The organism is Jannaschia sp. S6380, assembly GCF_023015695.1.
In the GTDB taxonomy this organism is placed as follows: Bacteria; Pseudomonadota; Alphaproteobacteria; order Rhodobacterales; family Rhodobacteraceae; genus Jannaschia.
On sequence record NZ_JALKAS010000001.1, the window covers coordinates 2,447,552 to 2,471,663 of the forward strand.

16 protein-coding genes are annotated in these 24,112 nt (G+C 68.2%); 5 read left to right on the plus strand and 11 right to left on the minus strand.

Translation table 11 applies throughout. The features are described from left to right. The first annotated feature begins 325 nt into the window (after positions 1-325). The 3 genes from MWU52_RS12640 (at position 326) to MWU52_RS12650 (ending at position 5,884) form a co-directional block, all read left to right on the plus strand. Positions 326-2,086: a type I secretion system permease/ATPase gene (locus MWU52_RS12640; protein WP_246952552.1), complete on the plus strand. Its 1,761-nt coding sequence runs from the start codon at positions 326-328 to the stop codon at positions 2,084-2,086. Continuing rightward, positions 2,083-3,393, plus strand: a complete 1,311-nt coding sequence (locus MWU52_RS12645; protein ID WP_246952554.1) for an HlyD family type I secretion periplasmic adaptor subunit — start codon at positions 2,083-2,085, stop codon at positions 3,391-3,393. Before MWU52_RS12640 ends, MWU52_RS12645 begins: the two co-directional genes overlap by 4 nt. A gap of 343 nt (positions 3,394-3,736) precedes the next feature. Further along, entirely contained in the window at positions 3,737-5,884 is a 2,148-nt protein-coding gene (locus MWU52_RS12650; RefSeq protein WP_246952556.1) for a calcium-binding protein, read from the plus strand. Positions 5,885-5,975: 91 nt separating this feature from the next. On the opposite strand, the gene MWU52_RS12655 is transcribed toward MWU52_RS12650, so the two are convergent. Beyond that, the gene (locus MWU52_RS12655; protein ID WP_246952558.1) at positions 5,976-7,184 is read right to left on the minus strand and encodes a CAP domain-containing protein; all 1,209 of its coding nucleotides are present in this window, start codon (positions 7,182-7,184) and stop codon (positions 5,976-5,978) included. 173 nt (positions 7,185-7,357) lie between these two features. Between MWU52_RS12655 and MWU52_RS12660 the strand changes: the two genes are divergently transcribed. Beyond that, positions 7,358-10,096: a Mur ligase family protein gene (locus tag MWU52_RS12660; protein ID WP_246952560.1), complete on the plus strand. Its 2,739-nt coding sequence runs from the start codon at positions 7,358-7,360 to the stop codon at positions 10,094-10,096. Here MWU52_RS12660 and MWU52_RS12665 read toward each other — a convergent pair. The 3 genes from MWU52_RS12665 to MWU52_RS12675 form a co-directional block, all read right to left on the minus strand. Next, the gene (locus tag MWU52_RS12665; protein ID WP_246952562.1) at positions 10,005-11,084 is read right to left on the minus strand and encodes a helix-turn-helix transcriptional regulator; all 1,080 of its coding nucleotides are present in this window, start codon (positions 11,082-11,084) and stop codon (positions 10,005-10,007) included. The genes MWU52_RS12660 and MWU52_RS12665 overlap by 92 nt on opposite strands. A 202-nt stretch (positions 11,085-11,286) precedes the next feature. Then, positions 11,287-13,962: a glycosyltransferase gene (locus tag MWU52_RS12670; RefSeq protein WP_246952564.1), complete on the minus strand. Its 2,676-nt coding sequence runs from the start codon at positions 13,960-13,962 to the stop codon at positions 11,287-11,289. A gap of 37 nt (positions 13,963-13,999) precedes the next feature. Continuing rightward, positions 14,000-15,049: a hypothetical protein gene (locus MWU52_RS12675; protein WP_246952566.1), complete on the minus strand. Its 1,050-nt coding sequence runs from the start codon at positions 15,047-15,049 to the stop codon at positions 14,000-14,002. 193 nt (positions 15,050-15,242) lie between these two features. Here MWU52_RS12675 and MWU52_RS12680 point away from each other — a divergent pair, with 193 nt between their 5' ends. Next, a complete protein-coding gene (locus MWU52_RS12680) occupies positions 15,243-16,661 on the plus strand; it encodes a hypothetical protein (protein ID WP_246952568.1) in 1,419 nt (472 codons plus the stop codon). Here MWU52_RS12680 and MWU52_RS12685 read toward each other — a convergent pair. The 7 genes from MWU52_RS12685 to MWU52_RS12715 all read right to left on the minus strand — a co-directional run bounded on the left by MWU52_RS12685 (position 16,576) and on the right by MWU52_RS12715 (position 24,100). After that, positions 16,576-17,319: a phosphocholine cytidylyltransferase family protein gene (locus tag MWU52_RS12685; protein ID WP_281493958.1), complete on the minus strand. Its 744-nt coding sequence runs from the start codon at positions 17,317-17,319 to the stop codon at positions 16,576-16,578. The genes MWU52_RS12680 and MWU52_RS12685 overlap by 86 nt on opposite strands. Then, positions 17,316-17,927, minus strand: coding sequence for a gamma-glutamyl-gamma-aminobutyrate hydrolase family protein (locus MWU52_RS12690; RefSeq protein WP_246952570.1), 612 nt, complete (start codon positions 17,925-17,927; stop codon positions 17,316-17,318). Before MWU52_RS12690 ends, MWU52_RS12685 begins: the two co-directional genes overlap by 4 nt. Beyond that, entirely contained in the window at positions 17,924-20,269 is a 2,346-nt protein-coding gene (locus tag MWU52_RS12695) for a PEP/pyruvate-binding domain-containing protein (protein WP_246952572.1), read from the minus strand. Before MWU52_RS12695 ends, MWU52_RS12690 begins: the two co-directional genes overlap by 4 nt. Further along, a complete protein-coding gene (locus tag MWU52_RS12700) occupies positions 20,266-21,021 on the minus strand; it encodes a formyltransferase family protein (RefSeq protein WP_246952573.1) in 756 nt (251 codons plus the stop codon). The genes MWU52_RS12695 and MWU52_RS12700 overlap by 4 nt, the downstream gene beginning before the upstream one ends. After that, the gene (locus MWU52_RS12705) at positions 21,011-21,565 is read right to left on the minus strand and encodes a hypothetical protein (protein WP_246952575.1); all 555 of its coding nucleotides are present in this window, start codon (positions 21,563-21,565) and stop codon (positions 21,011-21,013) included. Before MWU52_RS12705 ends, MWU52_RS12700 begins: the two co-directional genes overlap by 11 nt. After that, positions 21,562-22,071 carry an adenylyl-sulfate kinase gene (locus MWU52_RS12710; protein WP_246952578.1) on the minus strand — a complete coding sequence of 170 codons (510 nt, stop codon included), beginning with the start codon at positions 22,069-22,071 and terminating at the stop codon, positions 21,562-21,564. Before MWU52_RS12710 ends, MWU52_RS12705 begins: the two co-directional genes overlap by 4 nt. A gap of 88 nt (positions 22,072-22,159) precedes the next feature. Further along, positions 22,160-24,100: a glycosyltransferase gene (locus MWU52_RS12715; RefSeq protein WP_246952580.1), complete on the minus strand. Its 1,941-nt coding sequence runs from the start codon at positions 24,098-24,100 to the stop codon at positions 22,160-22,162. Positions 24,101-24,112 lie beyond the last annotated feature (12 nt).

The following is a 24,112-nucleotide window of genomic DNA, read 5'->3' on the forward strand; positions in this document are numbered from 1 at the left end:
CCGGGTCGCGGAACAGTGCCCTTGCCCGGGCGCGCACTGTCGCCCGCCCCGAGACGCCGCCAATTGACGGAACGGAGAATCCCCCCGTGCCCGGGTAAGGAACTCCATACCGCCCGCCCCTGCAAACCGCTGAATCCCGAGGATTCCCGGTCACGCCCCAGGCCGCACCCATGGTTGGGACGAAAAGAAGGCGTGACGGGTTTCAAAGCTTTGGCTAACCTCGGGTAAGGTTCATTTTTCGAACGATTGTAGCGAAGTCATTTTCCTCGGGCAGCCGTCCGAACTGTAAGACCCGATGACCGACCGACGGGTCCGGAGCGTAGCGATGAACAAGACCGACCTGCTTCCCGGCCTGGCGGAGATACGAGAGGCCCGACGCGAAGGGCGCGCGCTTCTCTGGACGGCCGGGTTCTTCAGCATCTTCGTCAACCTGCTGATGCTGACCGGGCCGCTTTTCATGCTGCAGGTCTACGACCGTGTGCTGGGCAGCCGGTCCGAAGAGACGCTGGTCGCGCTGTTCGTCCTGATGGGGTTCCTGTTCCTGGCCATGGGTGTGATCGACTGGGCGCGGGCCCGGCTGCTGACGCGGATGGGCGCGAAGTTCCAGGCCAGCCTCGACCGTCGCGTCTTCGCGGCGATGCTGAAACGCGCCTCGACCGCGCAGGACGACCCGAACGCCGATATGGACAGCATGAAATCCGGCAACGAGCTGCGCGACCTTGAGGCGATGCAGCGCTTCTTCTCGTCACCCGTGTTCATGGCGCTGTTCGACATCCCATGGACGCCCGTCTTCCTCATCGGGATCTCGATCTTCCATCCGTGGCTGGGCGGCCTTGCCATCGTGGGCGGCAGCATCCTGATCGTGATGACGGTGCTGAACCAGATCCTGACACGCACCTCGGCCGTCAAGGCGGCGGCGGCGGCGCAGCGCTCCGACCGCTATGCCGAGCATCTGCAGGGCGAGGCCGAGACCATCCGCAGCCTGGGCATGCAGGGCAATGCCTTCGAGAAATGGCACCGTGCCCGCGCCCGGTCGCTGGAGCAGGGCATGCATGCCAGCGATGTCGGGCGCAGCTTCTCGACCGCGTCCAAGACGTTCCGGCTGTTCCTGCAATCGGCGATGCTGGGCCTCGGCGCCTATCTGGTGCTGCAAGGCGCGGTGACGCCCGGTGTGATGATCGCCTCGTCGATCCTGCTGGGCCGCGCGCTGGCGCCGGTCGATCTGGTCGTGGGCCAGTGGTCAGTGGTGCAGCGCGCCAAGCGCGGCCACGACAACCTGGTCGAACTGCTGGCCGAGGTGCGCCCCGAGAAGAGCCCCGTCGCCCTGCCCCGCCCGGCCGCCCGGCTGGACGTGCAGCAACTGACGGTGATTCCACCGGGCGCGCGCCAGGCTTCGCTGCGCCTGATCTCGTTCGACGTGAAACCGGGCCAGGCCGTCGGCGTGATCGGGCCTTCGGGCTCGGGCAAGTCGACCCTGGCGCGGGCGTTGACCGGGGTCTGGCGCCCCGCCGGCGGCAAGATCCGCCTCGATTCCGCGACGCTCGACCAGTACGACCCCGAACGGCTGGCGCAATATGTCGGCTACCTGCCGCAGCGCGTGCAGCTCTTCGAGGGGACGATCGCCGAGAACATCGCGCGCCTCAGCTCGACGCCGGACGATGCCAAGGTCGTGGCCGCGGCGACCAAGGCGGCCGCCCACAAGATGATCCTGAAGCTGCCCAAAGGCTATGACACGCCGGTCAGCATCGCCGGCGCGCAGCTTTCGGGCGGCCAGATCCAGCGGATCGGCCTGGCCCGCGCACTCTACGACGATCCGTCGATCCTGGTGCTGGACGAGCCGAACTCCAACCTCGACAATGAGGGGACGAACGCGCTCAACAACGCGATCCGGCAGATGAAGGCCAACAAGGGTGCGGTCCTGATCATGGCCCACCGCCCCGCCGCCATCAAGGAATGCGAGATGATCCTGATGCTGGAGGACGGCGCGCGCAAGGCCTGGGGCCCGCGCGAGAAGGTCCTGCCCGAGGTCGTGGTGAACTACGACAAGCTCAAGAAGGCGTCGAACAAGCCGACGGGCGTGACATGAGCAAACCCGAGAACCGCTTCCTGCGTTCACGCAGCCCCCTGATCGTCGGGTTCCTGACGATCGCCCTTCTGCTGGGCGGCTTCGGCGGCTGGGGCGTCATGGCGCAGATCGCGGGCGCCGTGGTGGCGCCCGGCCGGATCGTCGTCGACCGCAACCGGCAGGTCGTCCAGCACCCCGACGGCGGCGTGGTCGAGGAGATCCTGGTCGAGGAGGGCGACCGCGTGGCCGAGGGCGACGTGCTGGCCCGGCTGGACCTGTCGCTGCTGCAATCCGAACTGACGATCGTCGAAGGCCAGCTCCGCGAGATGGCCGCAAGGCGCGGCCGAATGGAGGCCGAGCGCGACGACCTCGAGACCATAACCTTCGACGCGGACCTTCTGGAGGCGGCCGAGAGCCAGCCATCGGTCGCGGCTATCGTGGACGGTCAGACCCGCCTGTTCGAGGCCCGGCGCGATTCGCTCGCCCGGGCCGTGGAGCAACTGCGCAACCAGCGCCTGCAACTGGACAACCAGGTCGACGGGATCGACGCGCAGATGGTCGCGCTGGAACGCCAGCAGGAACTGATCGGCGACGAGACCTCGAACCAGGAGATCCTGCTGGAACGCGGGCTGACCCAAGCGTCGCGCCTTCTGAACCTGCAACGCGAGGAGGCACGGCTGGCCGGTGCGCTGGGCGATCTCGTCTCGCAGCGCGCGCAGGCGATGGAGCGGATCGCCGAGCTGGAGATCGAGGAGCTTCGGCTGTTCACCCAGCGCCGCGAGGAATCGATCACCCGCCTGCGCGACCTGGAAGCCACGGAAATGGAGTTCGCTGAGCGGCAGCGCGCGCTGGCCAAGCAGCTCGACCGCCTGGAGATCCGGGCGCCGGTGTCGGGCGTCGTCTACGACCTCCAGGTGTTCGGCCGCCGCTCGGTGATCCAGCCGGCGCAGACGGTGCTCTACCTGGTGCCGCAGGACCGCCCCCTGATCATCGAATCCCGCGTCGATCCGATCAACGTGGACGAGGTCTATGTCGGCCAGGAAGTGGTGCTGCGGTTTTCGGCCTTCGACATGCGCAGCACGCCCGATCTGTTCGGCTCGGTCACGCAGGTCTCGCCGGACGCCTTCGTCGACGATCAGAACGGCACGTCCTTCTACCGTGTCGAGATCCAGCTGCCCGAGGAGGAGCTGACCAAGCTGCCTGAGGGGCGGACGCTGGTCCCCGGCATGCCGGTCGACGCCTTCATCCGGACCGAAGATCGCTCGCCGCTGGCCTATCTCCTGAGCCCGCTGGCCGGCTATTTCCAAAAGGCCTTCCGCGACAGTTGACTCGCCTTCGCCGGCGAATCCGCGGGGTGGGGAATTCCACAGCTTCTTGTTTCCGACTCGAAACACACCGTTGCACAAATGGTGACGGCCACCTCTGCGGGCAGGTAATTACAACGTCATAATATCAACATGTTAGCGACGTATTTGATCCGGTCGACACGGTTTTTGCGACCGTGATCCGGCGGGATCGGACAGGACAAACTGTTTCCCCGGACACCGAATTATCCGGGTCGATTGCCCCCAAATGGGAGTAGCTGCCCAAACGTCAGGTAGGGATGATTGTGGCGTGGATGCGGCGACAGTTTGCCGATCCTGACTTTACGTCATTCCGCCCGGTCCCCGGGTGGGGGGGCCTTTTTCAGATACCAAATTTTTTGGGGGAAGACACATGGCTAACAATTGGCAATCAATGTGGAACTCGGTCAGCGGTCAGTGGATCGGCGGTACGCCCGGTTCGGACAACGGTGACTTCGAGGACCTGACCGGCATCAACAAGGGTAAGGGCCTTGGTGGTGACGATCACATCAAGGGCAACGACAACGTCAACGTCATCTACGGCAACGGCGGGGATGATTTCCTGCGCGGTGACGGAAACGATGACTGGCTGTCGGGCGGCGACGGAAACGACGCGCTGCTGGGCGACGAGGATGACGATGTCGACCAGGGTGATGACTGCCTCTCCGGCGGCGACGGCGATGACGTGATCGTCGGCCAGGGCGGCAAGGACGACATCAACGGCAACGACGGCGACGATCTCGCCATCGGCGGCTCGGGCAACGACAAGATCCGTGGCGGTGACGGCGATGACGTGCTGCTCGGCGGCAACGGCAACGACGACATCCGCGGCCAGAGCGGCGACGACTGCCTGTTCGGCCAGGAAGGCAACGACTTCATCCGCGGCGGCCATGGAGAGGATTCCATCTCCGGCGGCATGGGTGACGACTCGATCTACGGCGGCAAGCACGGCGACTTCGCCGCGGGCAACGCCGGCATGGACTACATGAACATGGGCAAGGGCGACGACCTGGCCTTTGGCGGATCGGGCGATGACCATCTGCGCGGCTGGAACGGCGACGATACGCTGTTCGGCGGTACGGGCGATGATCTTCTGGTCGGTCAGCGCGGCGACGACCTCCTCTACGGTGGCGAAGGTGAAGACAACATCCAGGGCGGCGGAGGCGATGACCGTATCTCCGGCGGCGAGGGTGATGACATCATCGAAGGCAACGACAACGAGGATTGCATCAACGGTGACGGCGGCAACGACCTGATCTGGGGTGACAATGCCGACGGCCAGCCCGCGCAGGACAACGCCGCCGACCTCATCAGCGGTGGATCGGGCAACGACACCGTCCACGGTGGCGAGGACAACGACCAGATCCGCGGCAACTCGGGCAACGACCTGTTGAACGGCGACTCGGGCGATGACACCATCAACGGTGACAGCGGCAAGGACGTCATCAACGGCGGTTCGGGCGAGGATCACCTCAGCGGCGGCACCGGCGACGATGTTGTCAGCGGTGGTGCCGACGATGACGCGATGCGCGGCGATCAGGGCAACGACACCCTGAACGGCGGGTCCGGCGATGACTGCGCGGAAGGCAATGGCGGTGACGACGAGCTGAACGGCGGTTCGGGCGACGATGCCCTGTCCGGCGGGATGGACGACGACCTGCTGAACGGTGACTCGGGCAATGACTCGCTTTTCGGCGATGAAGGCAACGACGAGCTGAACGGCGGTCGCGGTCGCGATGTCCTGCTCGGCGGCGAGGGTGACGACACGCTCGACGGCGGCAAGCACGATGACTGCATCATCGGCGACGAAGGCGACGACGAGTTGACCGGCGGCGCGGATGGCGACGACTTCGTGTTCGGCTACGGCGTCGACACCGACGATGACGGTGAGTGCGACGAGTTCAACTTCGAGGACATCGGCGACGACACCATCACCGACTTCGACGACGACCAGGAAGACCGCATCGTCATCCATTCGGCGATCGCCGGCGACGTCGAGTTCGACGACGACGGCCGGGTGACCAACACGGGCAACCTGACGGCGGCGATCAATGGTGACGACGTCATCATCACCACCCCGTCCGGCACCATCACCGTGACCGGCCTGGTGTCCGAGCTGGAAGGCATCGACCCGGACGATCCGTTCTTCGACGAGGACGACCTGATGAAGTTCCTGCTTCAGGTCGGCGAGGACGGCGATGGCAAAGGTGTCGTCTACATCGAAGACAAGTGCATCGACGACTTCGACTGTGACGTCGACGACGCTCAGGTCGGTTGGCAGGGTGACCGGATCTTCGTCCCCGAGGTCGACAAGGACCTGGACGACGAAGATATCGGCAACACCACCATCAGCACCACCGAACTGGAGCTGGCCCAACAGTATGTCGATGGCGACGGCAACGTCTCCGTCAGCGGTGACTCGCTCGTCGGCAGCTACCTGTCGGAGTTCGACCACGACGACAACGATCTGAGCTGATCACAACATGGGATCGCGGACCGCAGCATCGGCGGCGGTCCGCACCACGAAATCCGACACCGCCCCCTTGGGGGCGGTGTCTTCGTCTGGGTCAGATCAGGATGTCGTCCTGAACCTGCGCAATGGTGGCGTCCTGAATGACGACCCGATCGCCGCCGCCGAAATCGAACACCACGTCGCCATTGCGCTCCGTCGCGTCGTTCATCAGGGCACCGACGCTGTTGGCATCGAAGTCACGGAAGTCGAGCACATCGACATTGTTGCGGAAATCCAGAACCACGTCGCGGTCGCCGTTCTCGTGAAAGACGAAGGTATCCGCGCCGCCGCCACCCTTGAGGCGATCTTCGCCGTCCTGGCCGATCAGCGTGTCGTTTCCGCCGCCGCCGACCAGCTTGTCGTCGCCGCCGCGGCCCTGGATCTCGTCATCGCCCCGCGCGCCCCAGATGCGGTTGTCGCCATCGTTGCCGCGAAGATCGTCGTCCTTGCGCGACCCGCCGAGCCACTCGATCGAGATGAAGCTGTCGCCGCGCGCGTCGCCGGTGTTGTTCTGCGCGTATTTCAGATCGACCCGGACGCCGTCGGCCGACTTGTAGTCGACGCAATCATTTCCGGATCCGCCCGAAAGCGTGTCCTGGCCCGACCCGCCCGTCAGCCGGTCATTGCCCGATCCGCCTTCCAGCCGGTCGTCGCCCGCACGCCCGAACAGGCGGTCGGCGCCACCCTCGCCGCGCATGACGTCATCGGACATCGTGCCGCGCAGGTCCTCGCCCGAGCCGGTGCCGCTGATGACCTGCGGCGTGAGGTCTTCCGGCGGCGTCTGCGTCCCGGACCCGCCGGAGCCGCCGTCGATCCGCACCTGCCCCGATGTCGAGGCGAAATTCTGCGTCACGATCACGGCGTCCCAGCCGTTGTAGTTTCCGCGCTCGATCCCGATGCCGACATAGTCGTAGCCGGATTTGAGGATGTTGGCCCGGTGCCCCGGGCTGTTCATCAACGCCTCGTGCAGGTCGACCACGTCGTCCGAGATGCCCGACGCGCCGCGCTCGCTCTGTACGGCGATGTTCTCGCCCGAGGACCAGCTGCCGGAAAAGTCGAAATCGGCCTGCCGCATCCGCGTGTTCGACGACGATCCGCCCGCGCCCGTATGCGAGAACGTGTCCGTCGCCAGCATCCATTCGCTGTGCCGCTCGGCCGATTCGTTCAGTCGCAGCTCCAGCTGCAGCGGATCGAGCCCCCGCGATGTCCGCTCCTGGTTGATAAGCGCCAGCATCTGGCGTTCGAAGTCACTCGCCTGTGTCATGTGTCCAACAGTCCCTTGTTCTTGGCGCGCATCAGTTGGGGCCAAGGCCCCGTCGTCGCAATTCCGCGCGCGCGCGCCGTCGATTTCCGGCACGATCACGCGAGGGCTGGGCGAAACTCTGCCGTTTTGATGACCGAAACAGGGTGTACCGTCGCCGGAAACAGGAGGGCGAAATGCTGCGTGTCACATCTCTCCAGCACCATGACGGGGTGCTGTTCGGACTGAACGGCCGCACCGCGCGCGTCCAGATCGAGGGGCTGTCCGGGGCCGACCCGGGCCGTCTGGCAGACATGGCTGCCCCCACCGGGGGCGATGCGCTGTTTCCGCCCGATCCCATTTCCGGCTACCTGCCCGGCGACTGGTTGGCGGGCTGCCTGATCGGGGGGCGCGGCGGCGATGCGATCCGCGACCTGTCGGCAGGCCTGCCGGTCGCGCTGCAGATCCTGGCAGGCTGCCCCGTGGGGCCGGCACAGATCGTGGGCGGCGACAACGACATGATCCGCATCGCCCTGCCCTGGCACATGCGTGCCCTGTCGCGGGCCGCGCTCAAGCTGGCGCTCGACCTGCTGAACGCGCATCTGGATCCCGCGGGCGATGCGGCGCAGGCGCTAGACGAGACCCGTCGGGTGCTGGCCCGCGCCCGTACCGGGGGGCTGACGCCGGCGGGAACGCGGATCGGCGTGTCGGCCGCCCGGCGCGGCATGCCGCTCGCCATCCTGAACGGCGGCGTCCTGCAGGTCGGCTGGGGCGCCCGCGCCCGCCAGTTCAAGAGTACCTTCACCGACAGGTCCCCCTCGATCGGCGAACAGCTGGCCCGCGCCAAGGCGGTCTGCACCATGCGCCTGGATCGCGGCGGCCTGCCGGTCCCGCAGCAGCACCTCGCCACCGATGCCGATGCCGCGCGCAGGTTCGCCGCCACCGTCGGCTGGCCCGTCGTCGTCAAGCCGGCGGGCCTGGACCAGGGCCGCGGCATCCACCTGGATATCGAAGACGAGGCCGCGCTCGACACGGCTTTCGCCCAAGTCGCCGCACTGGACGGCCATGGCGTGCTGGTCGAGGCGCAGGTGCCCGGCGACGACCACCGTTTCCTGATCGCGAACAACCGCGTCGTCGCGGTTGCCCGCCGCCTGCCCGGCGGCGTGACCGGCGACGGGCGCGCCAGCGTGACCGAACTTCTCGACCGGGTGAACGCCGACCCGCGGCGCGGCACCGACAAGGACAGCCTGTCGATGCGGATCGAGATGGACGACGAAGCGCGCGACCACCTCGCCGCCGCGGGGCTGACGCCTGATGACGTGCCTGAGGCGGGGCGGTTCGTTGCCCTGCGCCGCACGCCCAATATCAGCACCGGCGGCACCGCCGAGGACGTCGTCGACCGCGTCCATCCCGACAACGCGATGATTGCGCTGCGCGCCGCGCGGCTGATCGGTCTGGATGTGGCCGGCGTCGATTTCCTCAGCCCCGATATCTCGCGCTCCTACCGCGAGGTCGGCGGCGCCATCTGCGAGGTCAACAGCCAGCCGGGCCTGCGCCCCCATTGGATCGCCACGCCCGACCGGGACGTGACCGGCGCGATCCTCGACGCGGTCCTGGACGGCGCCCCGGCCCGGATCCCGACCGCCGCCGTGACCGGGTCCAAGGGCAAGACCACGACCGCGATGATGCTGCACCGGATCTGGCAATGCACGGGACGCGTGGCCGGGGTCAACGGCACCGCCGGCACCTGGGTCGGCGACGACCGGGTGGACATGCGCAACCTGACTGGCGTGCCCGGCGCGATCCTTCTGTTCAACGATCCCGCGGTCGAGGCCGCCGTGCTGGAGATGCCGCGCAAAGGTCTGTTGACCTACGGCCATGCCTGCGACCGCTATGACGTCGCCGCGCTGACCAACGTGCAGTCCGAGCATCTGGGCCAGGACGGGATCGAGACCCGCGAGGAGATGGCCGACCTAAAGGGGGAATTGCTGCTGCGCGCGCGCGACGCCATCGTGATCAATGCCGAGGACGATCAGTGCCGCCGCATCGCCGCCAAAGCCGCCGCGCCCCGGCAGATCCTGGTGGCGATGGACGCGGAGGGCCCGACACTGGCCGCGCATCTGGCCGCCGGCGGCGACGGCGTCTTCGTCGCTCCGCAAGACGGGCGCGACTGGATCACGATGGCGCGCGGCGCGCGACGCGTGCCCGTCCTGGCGGTCGAGGACATCCCCGCCACGATGGGCGGCCGGCTGGAGGTCAACATCCGCAACGCCATGTTCGCGGCCGCGTTGGCCGACGCCCAGAACCTGCCCGCCCGCGCCATCCGCGAAGGGCTGTCAAGCTTCCGCAGCAGCCGCGAGATGAACCCCGGCCGCTACAACCAGATCGAGGGGTTTCCCTTCGACGTGCTGGTCGACTACGCCCATTCGGTCGAGGGGGTCGCGCAGCTCACGTCCTTCGTACGCGACATGCCGGTCGCGGGGCGACGCCATGCGGGCGTCCGCATCCTGGGCAATAGCGGTCCCGACAAGATCGGCGATACGGCCGCCTACCTGGTGCGCTGTTTCGACCGCATCACGATGATGCCGGATATCGACATGATCCGTAAGTTCGGGCGCTATACCGGCGAGGATCCGGTCGGGGAGATGCTGAGCACCGCGGGCCGGATGTTGAAAGAGGCAGGCGCGCGCGAAGGACAGGTGACGCTGGCACGCGACCATGTCGCCGGTTGCGACGCGCTTTTCGACGAGGCCGCGCCCGGCGACCTCCTCGTCCTGATGGTCGACCCGCCGCTGGCCTATGACACGATCGACCGGCGGCGTGCCGACAAGGGCACCGGGGCGACTACTCCGCCGCCGGCAGACGCGCCTCCTCCGGGGTCTCCATCGCAGTCACCATCTTCACCGGCGGCATCAGCGAGTGATAGAGCGAGATGAGCTGGCTCTGCCGGTTGATTCCCGTCTTGGCAAAGATGCGCTTGAGATAGCTGCGCGCGGTCGAGATCTTCAGGCTGGTGGCCTCGGCCGCATCGGCCAGCGACTTGCCCGCCAGCAGGTGGCGCGCCAGGCGCCGCTCCGCCAGCGTCAGGCCGAAGGTTTCCAGCAGCAGGTCGCGCAGCGCGGCATCCGCGGTTTCCTGTCCGAAGACCAGCAGCGCGCGGCGGGGCAATGTCTCGATCGGCAACACCACCACCGTCTGCGGCACCCCGCCATCCGCGTCGAGTTGCAGGATCGAGGTGCGCGCCGTATCCGCCGTCGCGCCGACGATGGCGACCTGTAGCATCTGCTGGACATGCTTGGACTGCCCGGACAGGCGGCCGCCGGAAATCGCCAGCTGGCACCGCTCGGCCAGCCAGCCATCGGCCAGGTTGTTCTGATAATCGACGGTTCCCTGCGCATCGACGACCATGAAGCTGAGTGACAGCGACCGCAGGATGGAATCGGTGATGCGGTCTTGGGTCTTGCGCCGATTGGCCATGTCCTCGCGAAGGATCTGGACCGAATAGGACAGCCCGATTTCGAGCAGCGGTTCGCATTCGGCGGATTTCACCAGTTCGGGCCGGTCGCTGACGAAGGCGGCGACGGCGACCAGGGGGCCGACCCGCTCGCCGATGCCGATCAGCGTCTTTTTCGATCGGATCCAGGCCACCGCCTCCGACCCGCGCATGCCGGCCCCCCGGCGCCGCAGGCTCAGGTCGATCTTGGGAAGCGCGCCGCGAATGGCGCGCGTCAGCATGCGGGTGACCTCGTCGTCCTCGGGCGAGGCATGATCGTCGCCATACCCCACCCAGGATTCCGCATATCGCTGGTTCACCCAGTCGAAATACCCGATATGCGCGACGGCGGCCCCCGCCGCCAAGGTAAGACGGCGTGCGATCGCCGCCCGCCCATCGCTGACGCGCGATGGCGAACCAAACGTACTCATGACCCCCCAGCCCTCGAAATAGTTACGCAAAAACAATAAAATATGTCTCAGGCTACCTTACCTTGGGTCACCTGACAAGCGCGGAGCCCGGATCGGCGGCGCTTTCGCCGATTCCAACCTACATCTTGTGCCTACCCCCGCATGGGGGCACTGGCGAAACGCCGCTCAGCGCATTCGAGACACCTGCCAGGTGATTCGCGCGTCAGCGCCGGCCGATCCAGACCTCGCGATCGGCGTCCCATCCATAGCGACCGGCCCAGGTCACCCGCAGCGGTCCGCGACGGAGCGACAGGTTGGTCCCTGCGATCTTCACCGCCAAATCGACCGGACTGGGGGCCGAGGCGAAGTCCAGAAGCGGCCCGACGGGAACGCGGAAGCCGGGCCCATTCTCCGGCAGGTCCGGGCGCGGATGGCAGGGCAGGAAGCGGCCCGCGAACTTGCCGGCCACATGCAGGCTCAGCGGCACGTCGCGGTGGTCGCCGGACCGGGCCCAGCCCGACAGATGCCCGTCCGACAAGCCGTCGATGACGCCGTCGAACTGCGACCGGGCCAGGGCCACCTCCTGATCCTCGTCCGACGCGATCATGACATGCGAGGAGACGTGGCGGACGAAGCTCTCGCCGCCCTCGTTCGCGCCTTCGGGCTCCAGCGTGATCTCGACGTCGCGGACCCGCCCGCCCTCGTCGTCCAGGACCTCGTTCAGATCGAAGGGCAGGAAGTAGACCGCCCGCTGCGTGGGCACCAGCAGCGGAACGAACGGATGCCGGATGCCGGCCAGATCGACCTGGAACAGCACCCGCCCCCCGGACCGCGCGACCAGCCAGCGTCGCGGCCCGTCCGCGCGCGGCAGCAGCGGCTCGGGCACGTGCAGGTAGAAGCCGTCGCCGGCCAGGTCGAGAATCTCGAGCGCGGTGTCCGCCCGCCGCCCGGGGCCCGATTGCGACCCCGCACGCAGCAGCTTGGCCATGCGCCGCCGGCCGACGGATCCGGCGCGAAACTCGGGGCGGGCGGAGAAGTAGAAGTCGCAGCTCAGGCCCATCTGCCGCTCTGCCTCGATCACCATCTTGCGGTAGAGGCCGTTGTAGAATTCCGGCTCCGCCTCGACCCAGGGTTTCCGCTTGCCGGAATAGTGGATCAGGCTGGCGTCGACCTCGGCGTATTTGCGGACGCGCAGGGGGTCGGCGATGCACCGGTCCGACAGGTAGTACTGCGTCATGTAGTTGTACTTGCTCGACAGCAGCATCTTGCGGCCGGCGAAGGCGATGTTCATTGCGTCCTGGTCGCGCTGCTTGAGCGCGGAGGCGAAGTTCATCACCATGCTGCGCGCCTCCAGCGCCATGCGGTGATAATCGGGGTTGTCCAGATCCATGATCAAGACGCCGCCGTTGATATACTGCTCAAGCCCACCCGACCCATGGGTGATGCCCTGCAGGCGCGTGGACTGTTCCGGCGGGACGGTGTCGGGGTCGTGGATCGCGCGCAGCGCGGCGCTGTCGGGCACGCCGGCCAGGCAGGCGCCCTGCAAGTCCATCGTGAACAGTTCCGAGAAGTCGCGCGTGGCCAGGATGTCGCCGTCCAGATAGATCGTCCGCTGGCGTGGCAGATAATCAATCAGATAGATCCGTCCGAAGGTCGCACGCTTGGGGTCGCCGCGGCCGATGTCGCGGTCCAGGTCCTCGGTGATGTCCTGGCAGATCACCTCGACATCGACCTGCGCCAGTTCCAGCGTCTTGAACTTGGCCACCGAGGTCTCGGTCAGACCGTCGCCCAGGACGACCATCCGCGTCCGCCCCAGATGCCCGATCTTGGAGAGCACCGAGAGCTGCGTCGCGAAGGTCGCGCTGGCGAAGTTCTCGTCCGTAACGAAGGCGAACTGGAAATCCACCCGGTCGCGCGGATCGGTGGGGGCGACGGGTGCCAGCGTGTCGGCCGCGGCGGGCAGGGCCAGCGGACCCTCGGTCGCACCCCCCAGATCCACCTCTTCCAGCAGCCCCGCCTCCGTCAGCTTGGCGATGGTGGGCTCCGGCAGCGAGAAGAACTCCGCGAAGAAGGCCCGCTGTTCCGCCTCGGGCTTGCTCATCTCGGCGATGAACAGGTGCAGTTGCAGCCGCCGCTTTGCCAGAAGACCCCTGGCCAGGGCCCGGCCGTCGGCGCGATGCGCCCATTTCGCCTGCCAGGTCGAAAAGCTGCCATGGTCGTAATGCAGGATGCGGCCGTCCTGGTCGTCCAGCGCCATCGCCCCGTCCAGCAAATTGCCCGACTTGGGCCCGTGCACCGTCATCTCGCCGGCCCTGAGCGGCAGCGCGTAGATCGCCTTGCCCGTCCGGTGCCCCAGCAACCCGCGTCGCAGCAACTGGCTGCGCCAGCCCATCAGCTTGGGCCAGGCGATCTTCTCTTCGTCCTCGGTCGGGCGCAACGCCAGCCGCGCGCCGAACGGGTCGTCCAGCGACTCGGTCCCGTCGCGCCACATTTCGCGCACCGGCAGGGTGACGGCAGGGGTTTGCTCGCCCACGGCCTCGGCGATCTCGGACCAGGGCGCGGCCAGCTGGATCAGCTCGTCGGCATCGACGAAGGCCAGATGGTCGAACCCGTCGGCCCGCGCCAGCCGCGCGGCCCAGCGGAACCCGTCGGTCTGCTTGCGCTCCACGTTCAGGTTGCGCTGACCGTATCCGCCGACCCAATCCTCCTGCCCCACCGGCAGCCAGCGGATCCGCGGATCCTCGGGCAGCGCGTCCGTCAGGCTCGTATCCGGGCGGTCCAGCAGCACATAGAGCCGCGCCGCGCCGTGGCTCAGATGGTAGTTGCACCAGCGGACGATCTGCGCCGGATGTCCGGCGAACATCGTGTAGATGGCAAGCGTGTCCAGGTTGCTGTCCATTGCGTCCATGTCCTCGTTGCCCCCGCCCGCCGTCCGCTCAGGGGTCCGCCGGGGCAGCGACGACCGGCGCGAGGGCCATCTCGGCGGCGCGGGCCTTGCCGCATTCGGCGATCACGTAATCCAGGAAATCCGCCAGCACAGCGCTGTCGACGGGGCGGGGCGCGGGCGTGGCCACCGCCTTGCCGAAGCGCAGACCGGGCACCGGCCGGTCGAACCATTCCGCCTCGATCCGGGCGTTGATCGGGTCGCAGACCTCGTGGATTGCGTCGCGGATGGCGTCGGTCATCAGCGGCACGTCGATATCGGGCGCCGCCTCGAAAAAGCGCCGCGCCAGCGCGATCCGCGCCTCGCGGTCCGACAGCCGCGCCGCATTCAGGATGCGCAGCGCGACGGTGTCGATCGGCCGGACGGAATCGTAGCGTTCCACCGGCATGTCGGCCACCCGGTCCAGAAGCGCCGCGCCGGCCCCCGCCAGGGTCAGGATCTGGCGGCACAGGTCGTCGGCCCCGTCGCAATCGTCGTAGGACATGACATGGAAGTTGTTGGGCCCCACCAGGTCGCGCCATTCCGAGAACCGGCTGTGAAAATCGAACAGCTCCGCCCCTTCGGATGCGACGAATTCGGCGAAGGAGCGGGTCTCGTAGTCGATGAACCCGTCGACCAGCTGCTTGTAGTAGCTCTCGATCCAGACATCCTGCCGGCGCAGGACCAGAACCACCTTCACCGACCGGAACATCGACAGCCGCGACAGGTAGTTCGCCGGCGGCGTCGGTCGCTTCCAGATGGTGAAGTTCTCGGACGACAGGATCACGCGCTCGATCCCCGGCGGGCACTCGTCGACGATCTCGGCGATGGCGGGCATCGCCGCCTTCTCGCCGCGCGTCAAAAGCGCGTGGCCCGATTGCGCGCCGTCGCGCGTGGGCGTCCAGCTGCGCATCACCTCGCCCGCGCGGGGATAGATGATCCCGTCGGTCAGCAGGTGATACCGCAGCGCGGACAGCTTGTTCTGGATGTAGGTGGTGGCGGTCTTGTGCAGGCCGATATGCAGAATGACGTCAATTTCCGCAGCCTTCTTCGATGCGTTCATCCGCAACCCTTCGCGTTCGACCGTCCCTCCCGCCGTGTCCTGTCACAAATTGCTAATGCAAGAAAGAGGGATAGCCCCGCATGGCGTGAAACCGCGCCCTTTGCCGGAGGGCTGGAACATCGGCCCCGGGGCCGCTAGCTGCATCCATCGAAATCCATCGAAGACCCGCGACCGCGGGGCGAGGAAACGCAGAATGACGACACAGCCGGGCGACCGGGCCGACGTGAAACCGGCCCATTCCGTGCAGGCAGCCATCGACGCACATGGCGACGCGCCGGTGATCCTTGTCTGGGTCGCGTCCAAGCCACGGATCGCCACGATGCGCCCGATCGCCCGGTCGCTGCGAGAGGCGGGTTTCGCGACCGTCGTTGCCTATTCCCCCAGCCTCGGCCCATCCGCTGCGAAGGACTTGCGCGGAACCGATTGCCTTCAGATCCCGCCGGAGCGCCTGTGCGACCTGCGCGGGGTTTCGGTGTTCCTCTCGGCCGAGCAGAACGCCGCGCTCGGGCCGCTCGACGCGATCCGCTTCGCGATCCACCACTCATTGCCGGACTACGACCTGCGGCGCGACTATGGCCATCTGCTGGCCGGCAAGCCGCTGGCCGTGGCGGCGGCGGATTACTACGCGATCCCCGTGCGTCAGGCGCCCGACGACTGGACGGTCGCGAACTACGGTCCGCATGTCGACCGGCTCCTGCCGCCCGCGCTCCTCGAAGGGCGGCCCGACAGGTTCGTGGTGGTCCCCTTCGGATATCCCAAGGTCGATCACATGATGCAGGAGGAGACCGCCGACCGGCCGCTCGACACGATCACCTATGCACCGACGCAGACCGTGATGTCGTTCAGCTCCGTCGAGCGGAAGGGCGCGCGGATCCTGAAGATGCTGCTGCGCAACTTCCCCGACCACCGCATTGCCTTCCGGCCCTATCCCGGCCCCGACCTCAAGCGCCTGGCCGGTCTAATCGACCAGTTCCGCGACAACCCGCGCTTCGTCCTCGACGACAGTCCGACGGGCGAGGACCTGATGCGCCGCACCGCGCTGGTTGTCACGGACCGCTCCTCCATCGCGATGTCCTTCGGGCTGGGCTATGCGCGCCCGGTGGCGTTCTTCCGGGCGGCCGGCCTCGTCGGCAAGCGCGACGCCGAGATCGAGGAGGTGGCCCCAATCGGCCTGCGTGCCGGATCGGTCAACGCGCTGCGCAAGGCGGTGCGCCGGCTGCTGGCCAACCCGCAGGCGATCGCCGACCGGATCCGGCGCGAACGCGGCGACCACATCTGCAATCCCGGTCGGTCGACGGACTACCTGGTCGAGATCATGCCCGACATCATCGCCGGCCGGACCCGGCCCGAATGGCTGACCGTGCCCCGCCGGCCCTTTCCGGGCCGGAGTCACGGAAAACGGGCCGCGCAGTTCGACGCGATGATGACCAAGCTCTCCGGCCACCACAGCCGGATCCCCGTCATCATCGAGGAGACGCTCCGCCAGGGTTTCCTGTCCGACACGCCGTCCCCGAGGGCGAACCCGGTCAGACTGTCATGGGCGCGTTTGACTCGAAGAATGTCAGATCTTCGACGCTATCTATCTCGCCCCAGGGGCCGACCGAAGGAATAGCCTGGATCTCCATCCGGCGTCCCACCAGCAGGTCCAGGAGCGCGGTCATGGTCAGGCTGTCGCGGTCCTCGGGCGACAGGGCGCGGTGCACCTGCTGCGCCGCGTTCCAGCCCGACGGCGTGAACCGCAGCAGGCCCATATACTGCCCCTCGACCTCAGCCAGGCTGCGCGGGCGTCGGCCGATCTCGCGCAGGACGGACCGGCCGCCGCGCCCGGGCGCCAGGCGGAACGTCTCGGCATCGTCGAGCGGGTCCTCGAAGCGGCCGGACCATTGCGTCTCCCAGTCCGGATCGTAGCTGATGGCCAGGTCGGCTTCCGCCTCGGCCAGCGCGCCCACGGTTTCGGGCTCGTAGAAGATGTCCGAATAGCTCACGATCAGCGGGGCCTGCGACAGCCATTCCGCCGCCATCGCCATCGACTGCACCATCTGCGTCTCGGCCCAGCGGTCGTTGTGGAAGGTTCGGTCGGCATAGGGCGCCAGGCTTTCGGCGCGGTATCCGGTGACGATGCCGATCTCTGTCGCGCCGGCGGCGCGCAGCGCCTCGCACTGGCGCGCAACCAGCGGCTTGCCGCGCAGCGGGGTCAGGCCCTTGGGCCGGTCTTGGGTCATATGCCGCATGCGCGAGCCGCGGCCGGCAGCAAGGATGAGAGCCTTCATGCGATTATCCTTCGAAAACGGTCGATATCGTCCGGGTCGGGTCGCGTTTCACGTTCGGGATGCCACATCCACCCTTCCCAGGGCAGGTCGGAATGGGCGATGGCTTCGATGGTTCCGTCCGGGGCATGGGCCAGGGCACGATAACCGGCGGGCGTACCCGACAAGGCCACGGCATGGAAGCTGTTCACTTCCCGCGCGATCTCTCCGGCCAGACGGTGCCGACAGGCGACATGCCCCGCGACGGGGACGAGCGGCGTTCCCGCCGCGTGCGCCATGTATTGCAGCCCCCGGCAGATTCCAAGGACCGGCCGACGATCTTCCGCTGCGTAATTCAGCAGGCCCGCCTCCAACGTGTCGCGTGCCGGATCACGCCCGATATCGGCCCCGCCCGACAGCAGCACCGCATCGGGCCCGACCGCCGCGAGCCAGGCGACAAGGCCGTCGGCACCCAGCGCCGAAGGCACCGGCACCGGCAGGCCGCCCGCCGACAGCACGAATTCGGCCAGCCGCACGTCCAGCGCGTCCCGGATCTCGTCATGGGGTGGGCCGGTCGGGTCCCGCCGCTGCGAGACGGCGATGACCGGCCGGGATGCGGCGCGGGCGGTCATGCGACCCGCTCGACCCGATGGCCCGCGCAATCCAGCCGCAGCCGCCGGGCGGACGACCACCGCTTGAACAGCGCCTCGCCCGCGCCGATGACGGCGGGCAGCTGCAACTCGCCCGCGCGGATCGCCATATGCGAATTGACGCCGCCATAGGCCGTGACCAGCCCCCCGATCCGGTGCGAGAACAGCCAGTCATAGCCCGGGTCGGCGCTGGGGATCAGGACGATGGCGCCTGCCAGGTCGGCGGGGCGCGCGCCGTTCTCGGCCAGCGTGACCACCGGCCCGGTCACCGCGTTCTGGGTGACGAAGTTCGGCTCCGCCTCGGAAATCCGGAAGGCGTGCACGTCCGAAGGCGCCGTGATCAGCGAGGGCAGCCAGACGCGCTCGGTCTCGGCGAAGCGCCGCCGCCCCTCGGCGATGGAATGGGAAATGACGTCGGCGGGGTCGTCGGTGCGCGCGGCCAGGTCCGCCACCACGCCGATATGGGCGTAGGACAGGTCGTCCTCGCTGAAGCCCAGGGTGCGGCCCCATTCCGAAAAGATCGCCAGCGCGTCCGACAGGTTCCGGGTGAAGACGAACTTGGCATATTCGCGCATCTCGATCCCGGCATGCAGGAACTCCATCAGTTCCACCACGCCCAGCGACAGGCGATGCGCGCCCAGCAGGTCGCGGATCTGGCGCATCTGGCGCAGCGACAGTCCGAACTCGGGCGCGCGTGCCGCCGTCTCGCCGGGTTGGGCTTCGGCACCCAGATACCGGTCCGGCATCTCGTCGTAACGCGGCGAGCGGATGTCATAGGTCCCCGGCCGCAGGTGCCCGTACCGCGCCAGGAAACCCGGCCGGTCCAACTCGGCCACGTCGCGGGCGAACTGGCTGGAGACGGTGTCGATGGAATGCATGAACCGCTGATAGTCGTCCTCGCTGAACACGCCCGTCGCGACCAGCGAACGCAGCAGCTGCACCGCCATGAACCCCGCGCGCGCCAGACCCGCGAAGGGCAGCGTCCCATAGCGCCGACAATCCTCCAGCAGCCAGTAGATCCGCTCCTGCGGGCCGAGGTCGGAGGTCGTGATCCGCTCGTGCCGGGCGCGCAGGGTGTCGATCTTGCGCGCGTCCGTGCGCCACAGGCCGGTCTTTCGATGGATGACGGTGTTCGTCAGCCGGCGTAGCGATTTCAGCACCGCCTTGCGGTCCTTCGCGTCGAGCCCCGCGTCCCCCAGCGCCCCGATGCGGTCCGGCAGGTCGAGGGTGTAGCAGGAATGGACGATCTCGAACTCGATCTTGTCGTGCAGCGCCGGCGCCCGGATCAGCCGGTCGACATAATGGTCGACCAGCCTATCGGCGATCGCGTCATCCAGATCGGCCGGGATGAAGGAGTTGAACGACAGGCGCACGTCGACATAGGGCTGGCCCGCGAAGGACTGCACCAGCGGGAAGCTGCGCAGGTTGCGATAGCCGTAGTTGTGGCGCTGATAGGCCCAGGTCGCGTCGGTCACGAGGTTGCGGTAGAGCGACAGCGCCAGCGGACGCGGCCGGGTGCCGATGATCTCGGCCGGGTTCCAGTCGGGCATGTTGCCGAACACGGTGGAGCTGCCGCGCAGATAGGGATGCGGGCGCTGCGCCTCGGCCACGCGTGCGGCGATCCTGTCCAGGACCGCGCCATGCTCGCCCACGTCCATCGCCGCCCGCGCCCCGCTCAGGACCAGCGGACGCGCCTGCAGCAGATAAGGCACCGTTCCGTCCGCCCCGGCGCAGATGGCGTACTCGATATCGAGCGGGCGGTCGGGGATCAGCGCCTCCAACTCCTCCAGTAGGGCCAGAACGGGGGCGATCTCCTCGGGCACGGCCGCCGCACCCGGGGCGATCACATGCGTCTCGACCCCGTCCTTGCCGGCGGTGACGGCCGTGGTGTCCGCCCCCCGCTGCAGGCTGACCACGCGGTAGGGCGCGGCCGTCGTCGGGTCATGGGTGAACGCGACCCCCGACAGCAGCACATCCGCCAGCATCGGCTGGACCATCACCGCATCGCCGTCCGACAGCCCCGCGCCGAAGGACGCGAAGACCTCGGCGATCGCCGCTTCCAGCGCGCCTTTCCCGCAGACGTCCAGGATCGACGCATAGGCCCCCGCCTGCGAAGCATCGGCCGCGTCCTCCCCAAGTGCCGAGGAGCGCACGATCAGCGCCGCCTTCGCCCCGAAACGGTCGAGGACACGGGTGACCGCCCCGGGCCCGTCTGTCTGCCATTCGTTCTGCGTCACCCGCTCCTGCGGCAGGATCCGGGCCGTGCGGAGCAGCGGCGCAAGGTTCTGAAGCGTCTCCGATTTCGTAGAAAGGATCGCGGTCATGCGTCACCTCGGCGGCCACCATGCACGGCCAGATGCTTCAGAACCGGGTGGACGACGTAGTACGTCACGCCCGCCTCCTTGGGGTCGACCTGCGCGCGGGGCCACTCGCCGGTTTCGTGGAACGCGTTCAATACCGCACAGAGGACATCGGCGCGCGCCGCGCCATCGTGCAGATGGTCCAGATGCGTGCGGTCGGGCGGCGCGGCATAGCGTCGACGCAGCAGCACCGGCCCGGCATCGATCTCGGCCGTCATGAAGATCGCCGAGGCGCCCAGCGTCCCCTCGGCCAGCAGGCTGTAGTAGTTCGTCGTGCTGCCGCGGAACCGGGGCAGATAACCGCCATGCACATGCAGGAACCGCTTGCCCAGCCCCAGGACCGGTGCGCGCAGGATCTGGCCGCCGAACCCGGAATAGATGACCGTATGGCCGGGCAACGCGGTCAGCGCATCGCATGTCGCGGGCGCGTTCACGTCTGCCTCCTCCAACCGCTCGACCGGCGCGCCCAGATGCGTCAGATCGTCACTGATCCGCGTGTTCGGGTCGAATCCGGCCGTCTGCCACAAGGGATCGCGGGCCGCCCAGGCGGGCGTCGCCGCCAGATCGCTCGCCTGCCCGGCCAGACGCATGCCCCCGCCCGACAGGACCAGCACGCGCGCCGGCCGCAGCCCGGCGCGCGCCATGTTCTGCAGATAGGCGCGGCTGCGCGTCGTGTCCGCGCAAAGCATCGAGACGCCCGCCAAGTCACGCCACATCGCGCAGCCCCCGTTCCATCTCGTCCACGGCAGCGATCTCGGCGGCGATGGTACGGGCGAGATCCGCGCCGACTTCGTACCTGCGCGCAGCGGGTTGCGAGATCAGCAGATCGTTCAGTTTGAACAGCGCGTTCAACCAGGGCAGGTTCCGCCCGCCCCCGACGCCATCGGCCAGCAGGACGGCCAGGCGGGCGTAGCGCGTCAGATCCCGATAATCGCCCGCCCCCTTGCGCAGACCCGGATCGTAGCGCGGATGGATCCGTTTCGTCACCTCGAACCGCTGGACCAGCCGATCGATCCAGGCCGGATCAGGGCGTGCCTCCAACGTTGAGAGCAGATCATCCGTCTCGATCCCGGCATCTTCCGCCGCGGGAAGGCCCGCATCGCGGCCCCGTCGCGCGCAGGCCCCGTCGGGCAGGCCGGCCCGGACGCGTTCGCGCGCAGTCCGCCAAGCCTCCAGGAATTCCGGGCCGCCCAGCGCGCTGTAGTGATAGTGCTCGCGATCCTCCAGCAGGTCGCGGTCGGTATAGGGATAGCCGCTCATGCGTCGATGATCCTTCGTGCCAAATCGTCGGCATGCGTCAGCAGGGCCCGCTGGTCGCCATCGTTGCGGATCCGCAAATCGGGCGCATCGGGGGCCGCGAAGGGCAGGTCCAGCCCGGCGACCCCCTCGATTTTCCCGGCCTCGAACCGGGCATAGAGGCCCTTGCCGTCGCGCGCGCGAAGCTGATCCAGCGGCGCATCGACGAACACCTCAAAATAGCCGGGCACGTTCGCCCGCATCCAGGCGCGATGCTCGGGGAACAGCGACAGGATGGCGCAGATCACGTGGATGCCCTGCCCGTCCAGCCAGGCGCACAGCCCCATGATCCGCTCGGCGTTCCGGCGCCGATCCTCCATCGTGTGGCCCAGGTCGTTGCCGAAGGCCGCGCGCACGGCATCGCCGTCGACGACCACGACATCGGGCCGCGCGTCGCGCGCGATGCGCGCCACCTCCTCGGCCAGGGTGCTCTTTCCGGCGCCGGACAGGCCGATGATCCAGATGACCATGGCGGCGAAACCCTCCTTGCGTGACGAAACAAGGTGATCGCGCAGTTGCGCGGCGCCGACAACTGCAATCTTGATCGCCGACCCGGCCTCAGCCGGGAAGCCGCGCCAGCAGGCCGCGCAGGACGGCCTCAGCATCCGGGTCCAAGGGGCACAGCCGCGCCCGCAGATCCGCCGGCATCATGTGACGCTCGGCGATCAAGGTGGCCTCAGCGGCATCGATCGTCACCACCGCCGAGAGAATATCGAAATGTCGATAGACCTCGCCCAGCGCTGGGCCGGAGGGATGCCCGAACATGTCGATCCCGTTGCGCGGAAGGCAGCCGATGATCGGCACGCTCGCCGCGAGCGCGCGGCCATAGGGCTGCAGGGCCCGCCACGCCAGGTCGGGACCCGCCACCAACAGGGCCGCCGGCCCCAGCGACCGGATGACGTGGATCAGCGCGCGCTCGCGTTCGGGTTCGGGCAGACCCGCGGCCGCGGCGTGCAGGTCGACATGCCGGACGCCCACCGGCAGGCCCGGCGGGGCCGCACCGTCGCCCATTACCACGACCTCCTCCGGCCCCGCGATCCGGGCCAGCGCGGCGATCACGTCCTGCGCCAGGGCCGCGGCGTCCGCGTCCAGCGTCACCACGAACCGGGCCGTCCGGTGCGCCGCCTGTGCCTGCGCATGCGCGACCGCGGCCACGCGCGACACCACCAGGTCGGAATGGAAGGGCGGAATTTTCAGCGCGAAGATCCGCGGCCAGACTTGCGCGATCAACGGCTCGATCCGCGCGGCATCGGCCACCATCGCGCCCAGCGTGCCATGGCGCAGCCGCGACAGTACCTCGGCATGGCGCGCCTCGAGCAGGTCCTGCACCTTGCGCGGCGCCAGGCCGATCAGATCGGCCACCTCCTCGAACCGGGCGAAGGGGACGGTGACGTGGCCCGCGCGCCGCCCGTGCCGCAGCCAATGGGCGAGCGGCCCCTCGGGGTCGCGCCCGGCCTCGGGGTGGCGCCCGACATAGCGGCGCGGCCCGAAATAGCGTGCGGGCCGCCGGTCCTCCGCCAGACCGCGGCGGATGAAATGTGCCACCGGGTCCAGACGGCGCGCCCGGAACAGATCCTCATTCACGGCCAGGTAGTGATGCAGGTCCATCGCCGCGCGCAGGGCGGCGTATTGCGGCGCATCCCGCTCGGGCGTCGGATCGGCGTCGGCCGCCTGCCGGACGCGTTCGTCCAGCGCAGACCCGTCATGCGGCGTATCCCCGGCAAGGGACGGCGCCGGTGGCCCGCCACGCGGCCCCGCGATCCGCCCCAAATCCGCGACGCGGTCGATGCGCAGCGCCGGCAGATCCCGCACCAGCGCGCGCCTCCCCTGGCTCTCCGTCACCAGCGACCGGGGCCGGCGACGCTTGAAGATCACGGTGTCGCGGGCGGTGGCGTGGAACCATCCGGCCGCGGTCGTCTCGACGCTGAATTGCCAATCCTGGAAAGACAGCCCCGCAGGAATGTCGCGCCCGGCATAGGGGATGGCCGCATGCGCCGCGCGCGGGGCCATGCACATCGAGTCGTAGTAGTTCATCGCGTAGAAATAGCGCGGCGTCCAAAGCGGATCGTCCTGCGCCGGGTTCCACACCACGTCGGCGGCGCCATCGAAGATCCAGTTCACCTCCGGATGCGCGATCACGTGCCGCCCGTCCCGCGCCGCTGCGTTCAGCAGCCGCACGCCTTCGACGAACCAGTTCCAGCTGACCAGGTCGTCGGCATCGACGAAGGCCAGGTTCCGCCCGGCCGCGCGCGCGGCGGCCGCGTTGCGCGCCGCCCCCAGATCGCCCGCCGTCAGCGTCAGGCGGTCCCACCCCTCCAGCGGCAGTTCCGCGAAATAGTCCGCGGTGTCCGGCGTGGCCGCATCCAGCACCAGTATCGTCTCGACGGTCAGGCCGGCGGCGCGAGCCACGGCCACCGCATCCTCGACCGCGCGCAGGGTCGGGCCGGCCACCAGCGTCTCGTCATGGGCGGTCAGGATGACGCTCAGATCGACGGTCATGCCGTCCGGGCC

Excerpts from the sequence above, each read along its gene's own strand:
- MWU52_RS12640 (WP_246952552.1), top strand. The coding sequence starts at position 326 with ATGAACAAGACCGACCTGCTTCCCGGCCTGGCGGAGATACGAGAGGCC.
- MWU52_RS12645 (WP_246952554.1), top strand. The coding sequence starts at position 2,083 with ATGAGCAAACCCGAGAACCGCTTCCTGCGTTCACGCAGCCCCCTGATC.
- MWU52_RS12655 (WP_246952558.1), bottom strand. The coding sequence starts at position 7,184 with ATGACACAGGCGAGTGACTTCGAACGCCAGATGCTGGCGCTTATCAAC.
- MWU52_RS12660 (WP_246952560.1), top strand. The coding sequence starts at position 7,358 with ATGCTGCGTGTCACATCTCTCCAGCACCATGACGGGGTGCTGTTCGGA.
- MWU52_RS12665 (WP_246952562.1), bottom strand. The coding sequence starts at position 11,084 with ATGAGTACGTTTGGTTCGCCATCGCGCGTCAGCGATGGGCGGGCGGCG.
- MWU52_RS12670 (WP_246952564.1), bottom strand. The coding sequence starts at position 13,962 with ATGGACAGCAACCTGGACACGCTTGCCATCTACACGATGTTCGCCGGA.
- MWU52_RS12675 (WP_246952566.1), bottom strand. The coding sequence starts at position 15,049 with ATGAACGCATCGAAGAAGGCTGCGGAAATTGACGTCATTCTGCATATC.
- MWU52_RS12680 (WP_246952568.1), top strand. The coding sequence starts at position 15,243 with ATGACGACACAGCCGGGCGACCGGGCCGACGTGAAACCGGCCCATTCC.
- MWU52_RS12685 (WP_281493958.1), bottom strand. The coding sequence starts at position 17,319 with ATGAAGGCTCTCATCCTTGCTGCCGGCCGCGGCTCGCGCATGCGGCAT.
- MWU52_RS12690 (WP_246952570.1), bottom strand. The coding sequence starts at position 17,927 with ATGACCGCCCGCGCCGCATCCCGGCCGGTCATCGCCGTCTCGCAGCGG.
- MWU52_RS12695 (WP_246952572.1), bottom strand. The coding sequence starts at position 20,269 with ATGACCGCGATCCTTTCTACGAAATCGGAGACGCTTCAGAACCTTGCG.
- MWU52_RS12700 (WP_246952573.1), bottom strand. The coding sequence starts at position 21,021 with ATGTGGCGTGACTTGGCGGGCGTCTCGATGCTTTGCGCGGACACGACG.
- MWU52_RS12705 (WP_246952575.1), bottom strand. The coding sequence starts at position 21,565 with ATGAGCGGCTATCCCTATACCGACCGCGACCTGCTGGAGGATCGCGAG.
- MWU52_RS12710 (WP_246952578.1), bottom strand. The coding sequence starts at position 22,071 with ATGGTCATCTGGATCATCGGCCTGTCCGGCGCCGGAAAGAGCACCCTG.
- MWU52_RS12715 (WP_246952580.1), bottom strand. The coding sequence starts at position 24,100 with ATGACCGTCGATCTGAGCGTCATCCTGACCGCCCATGACGAGACGCTG.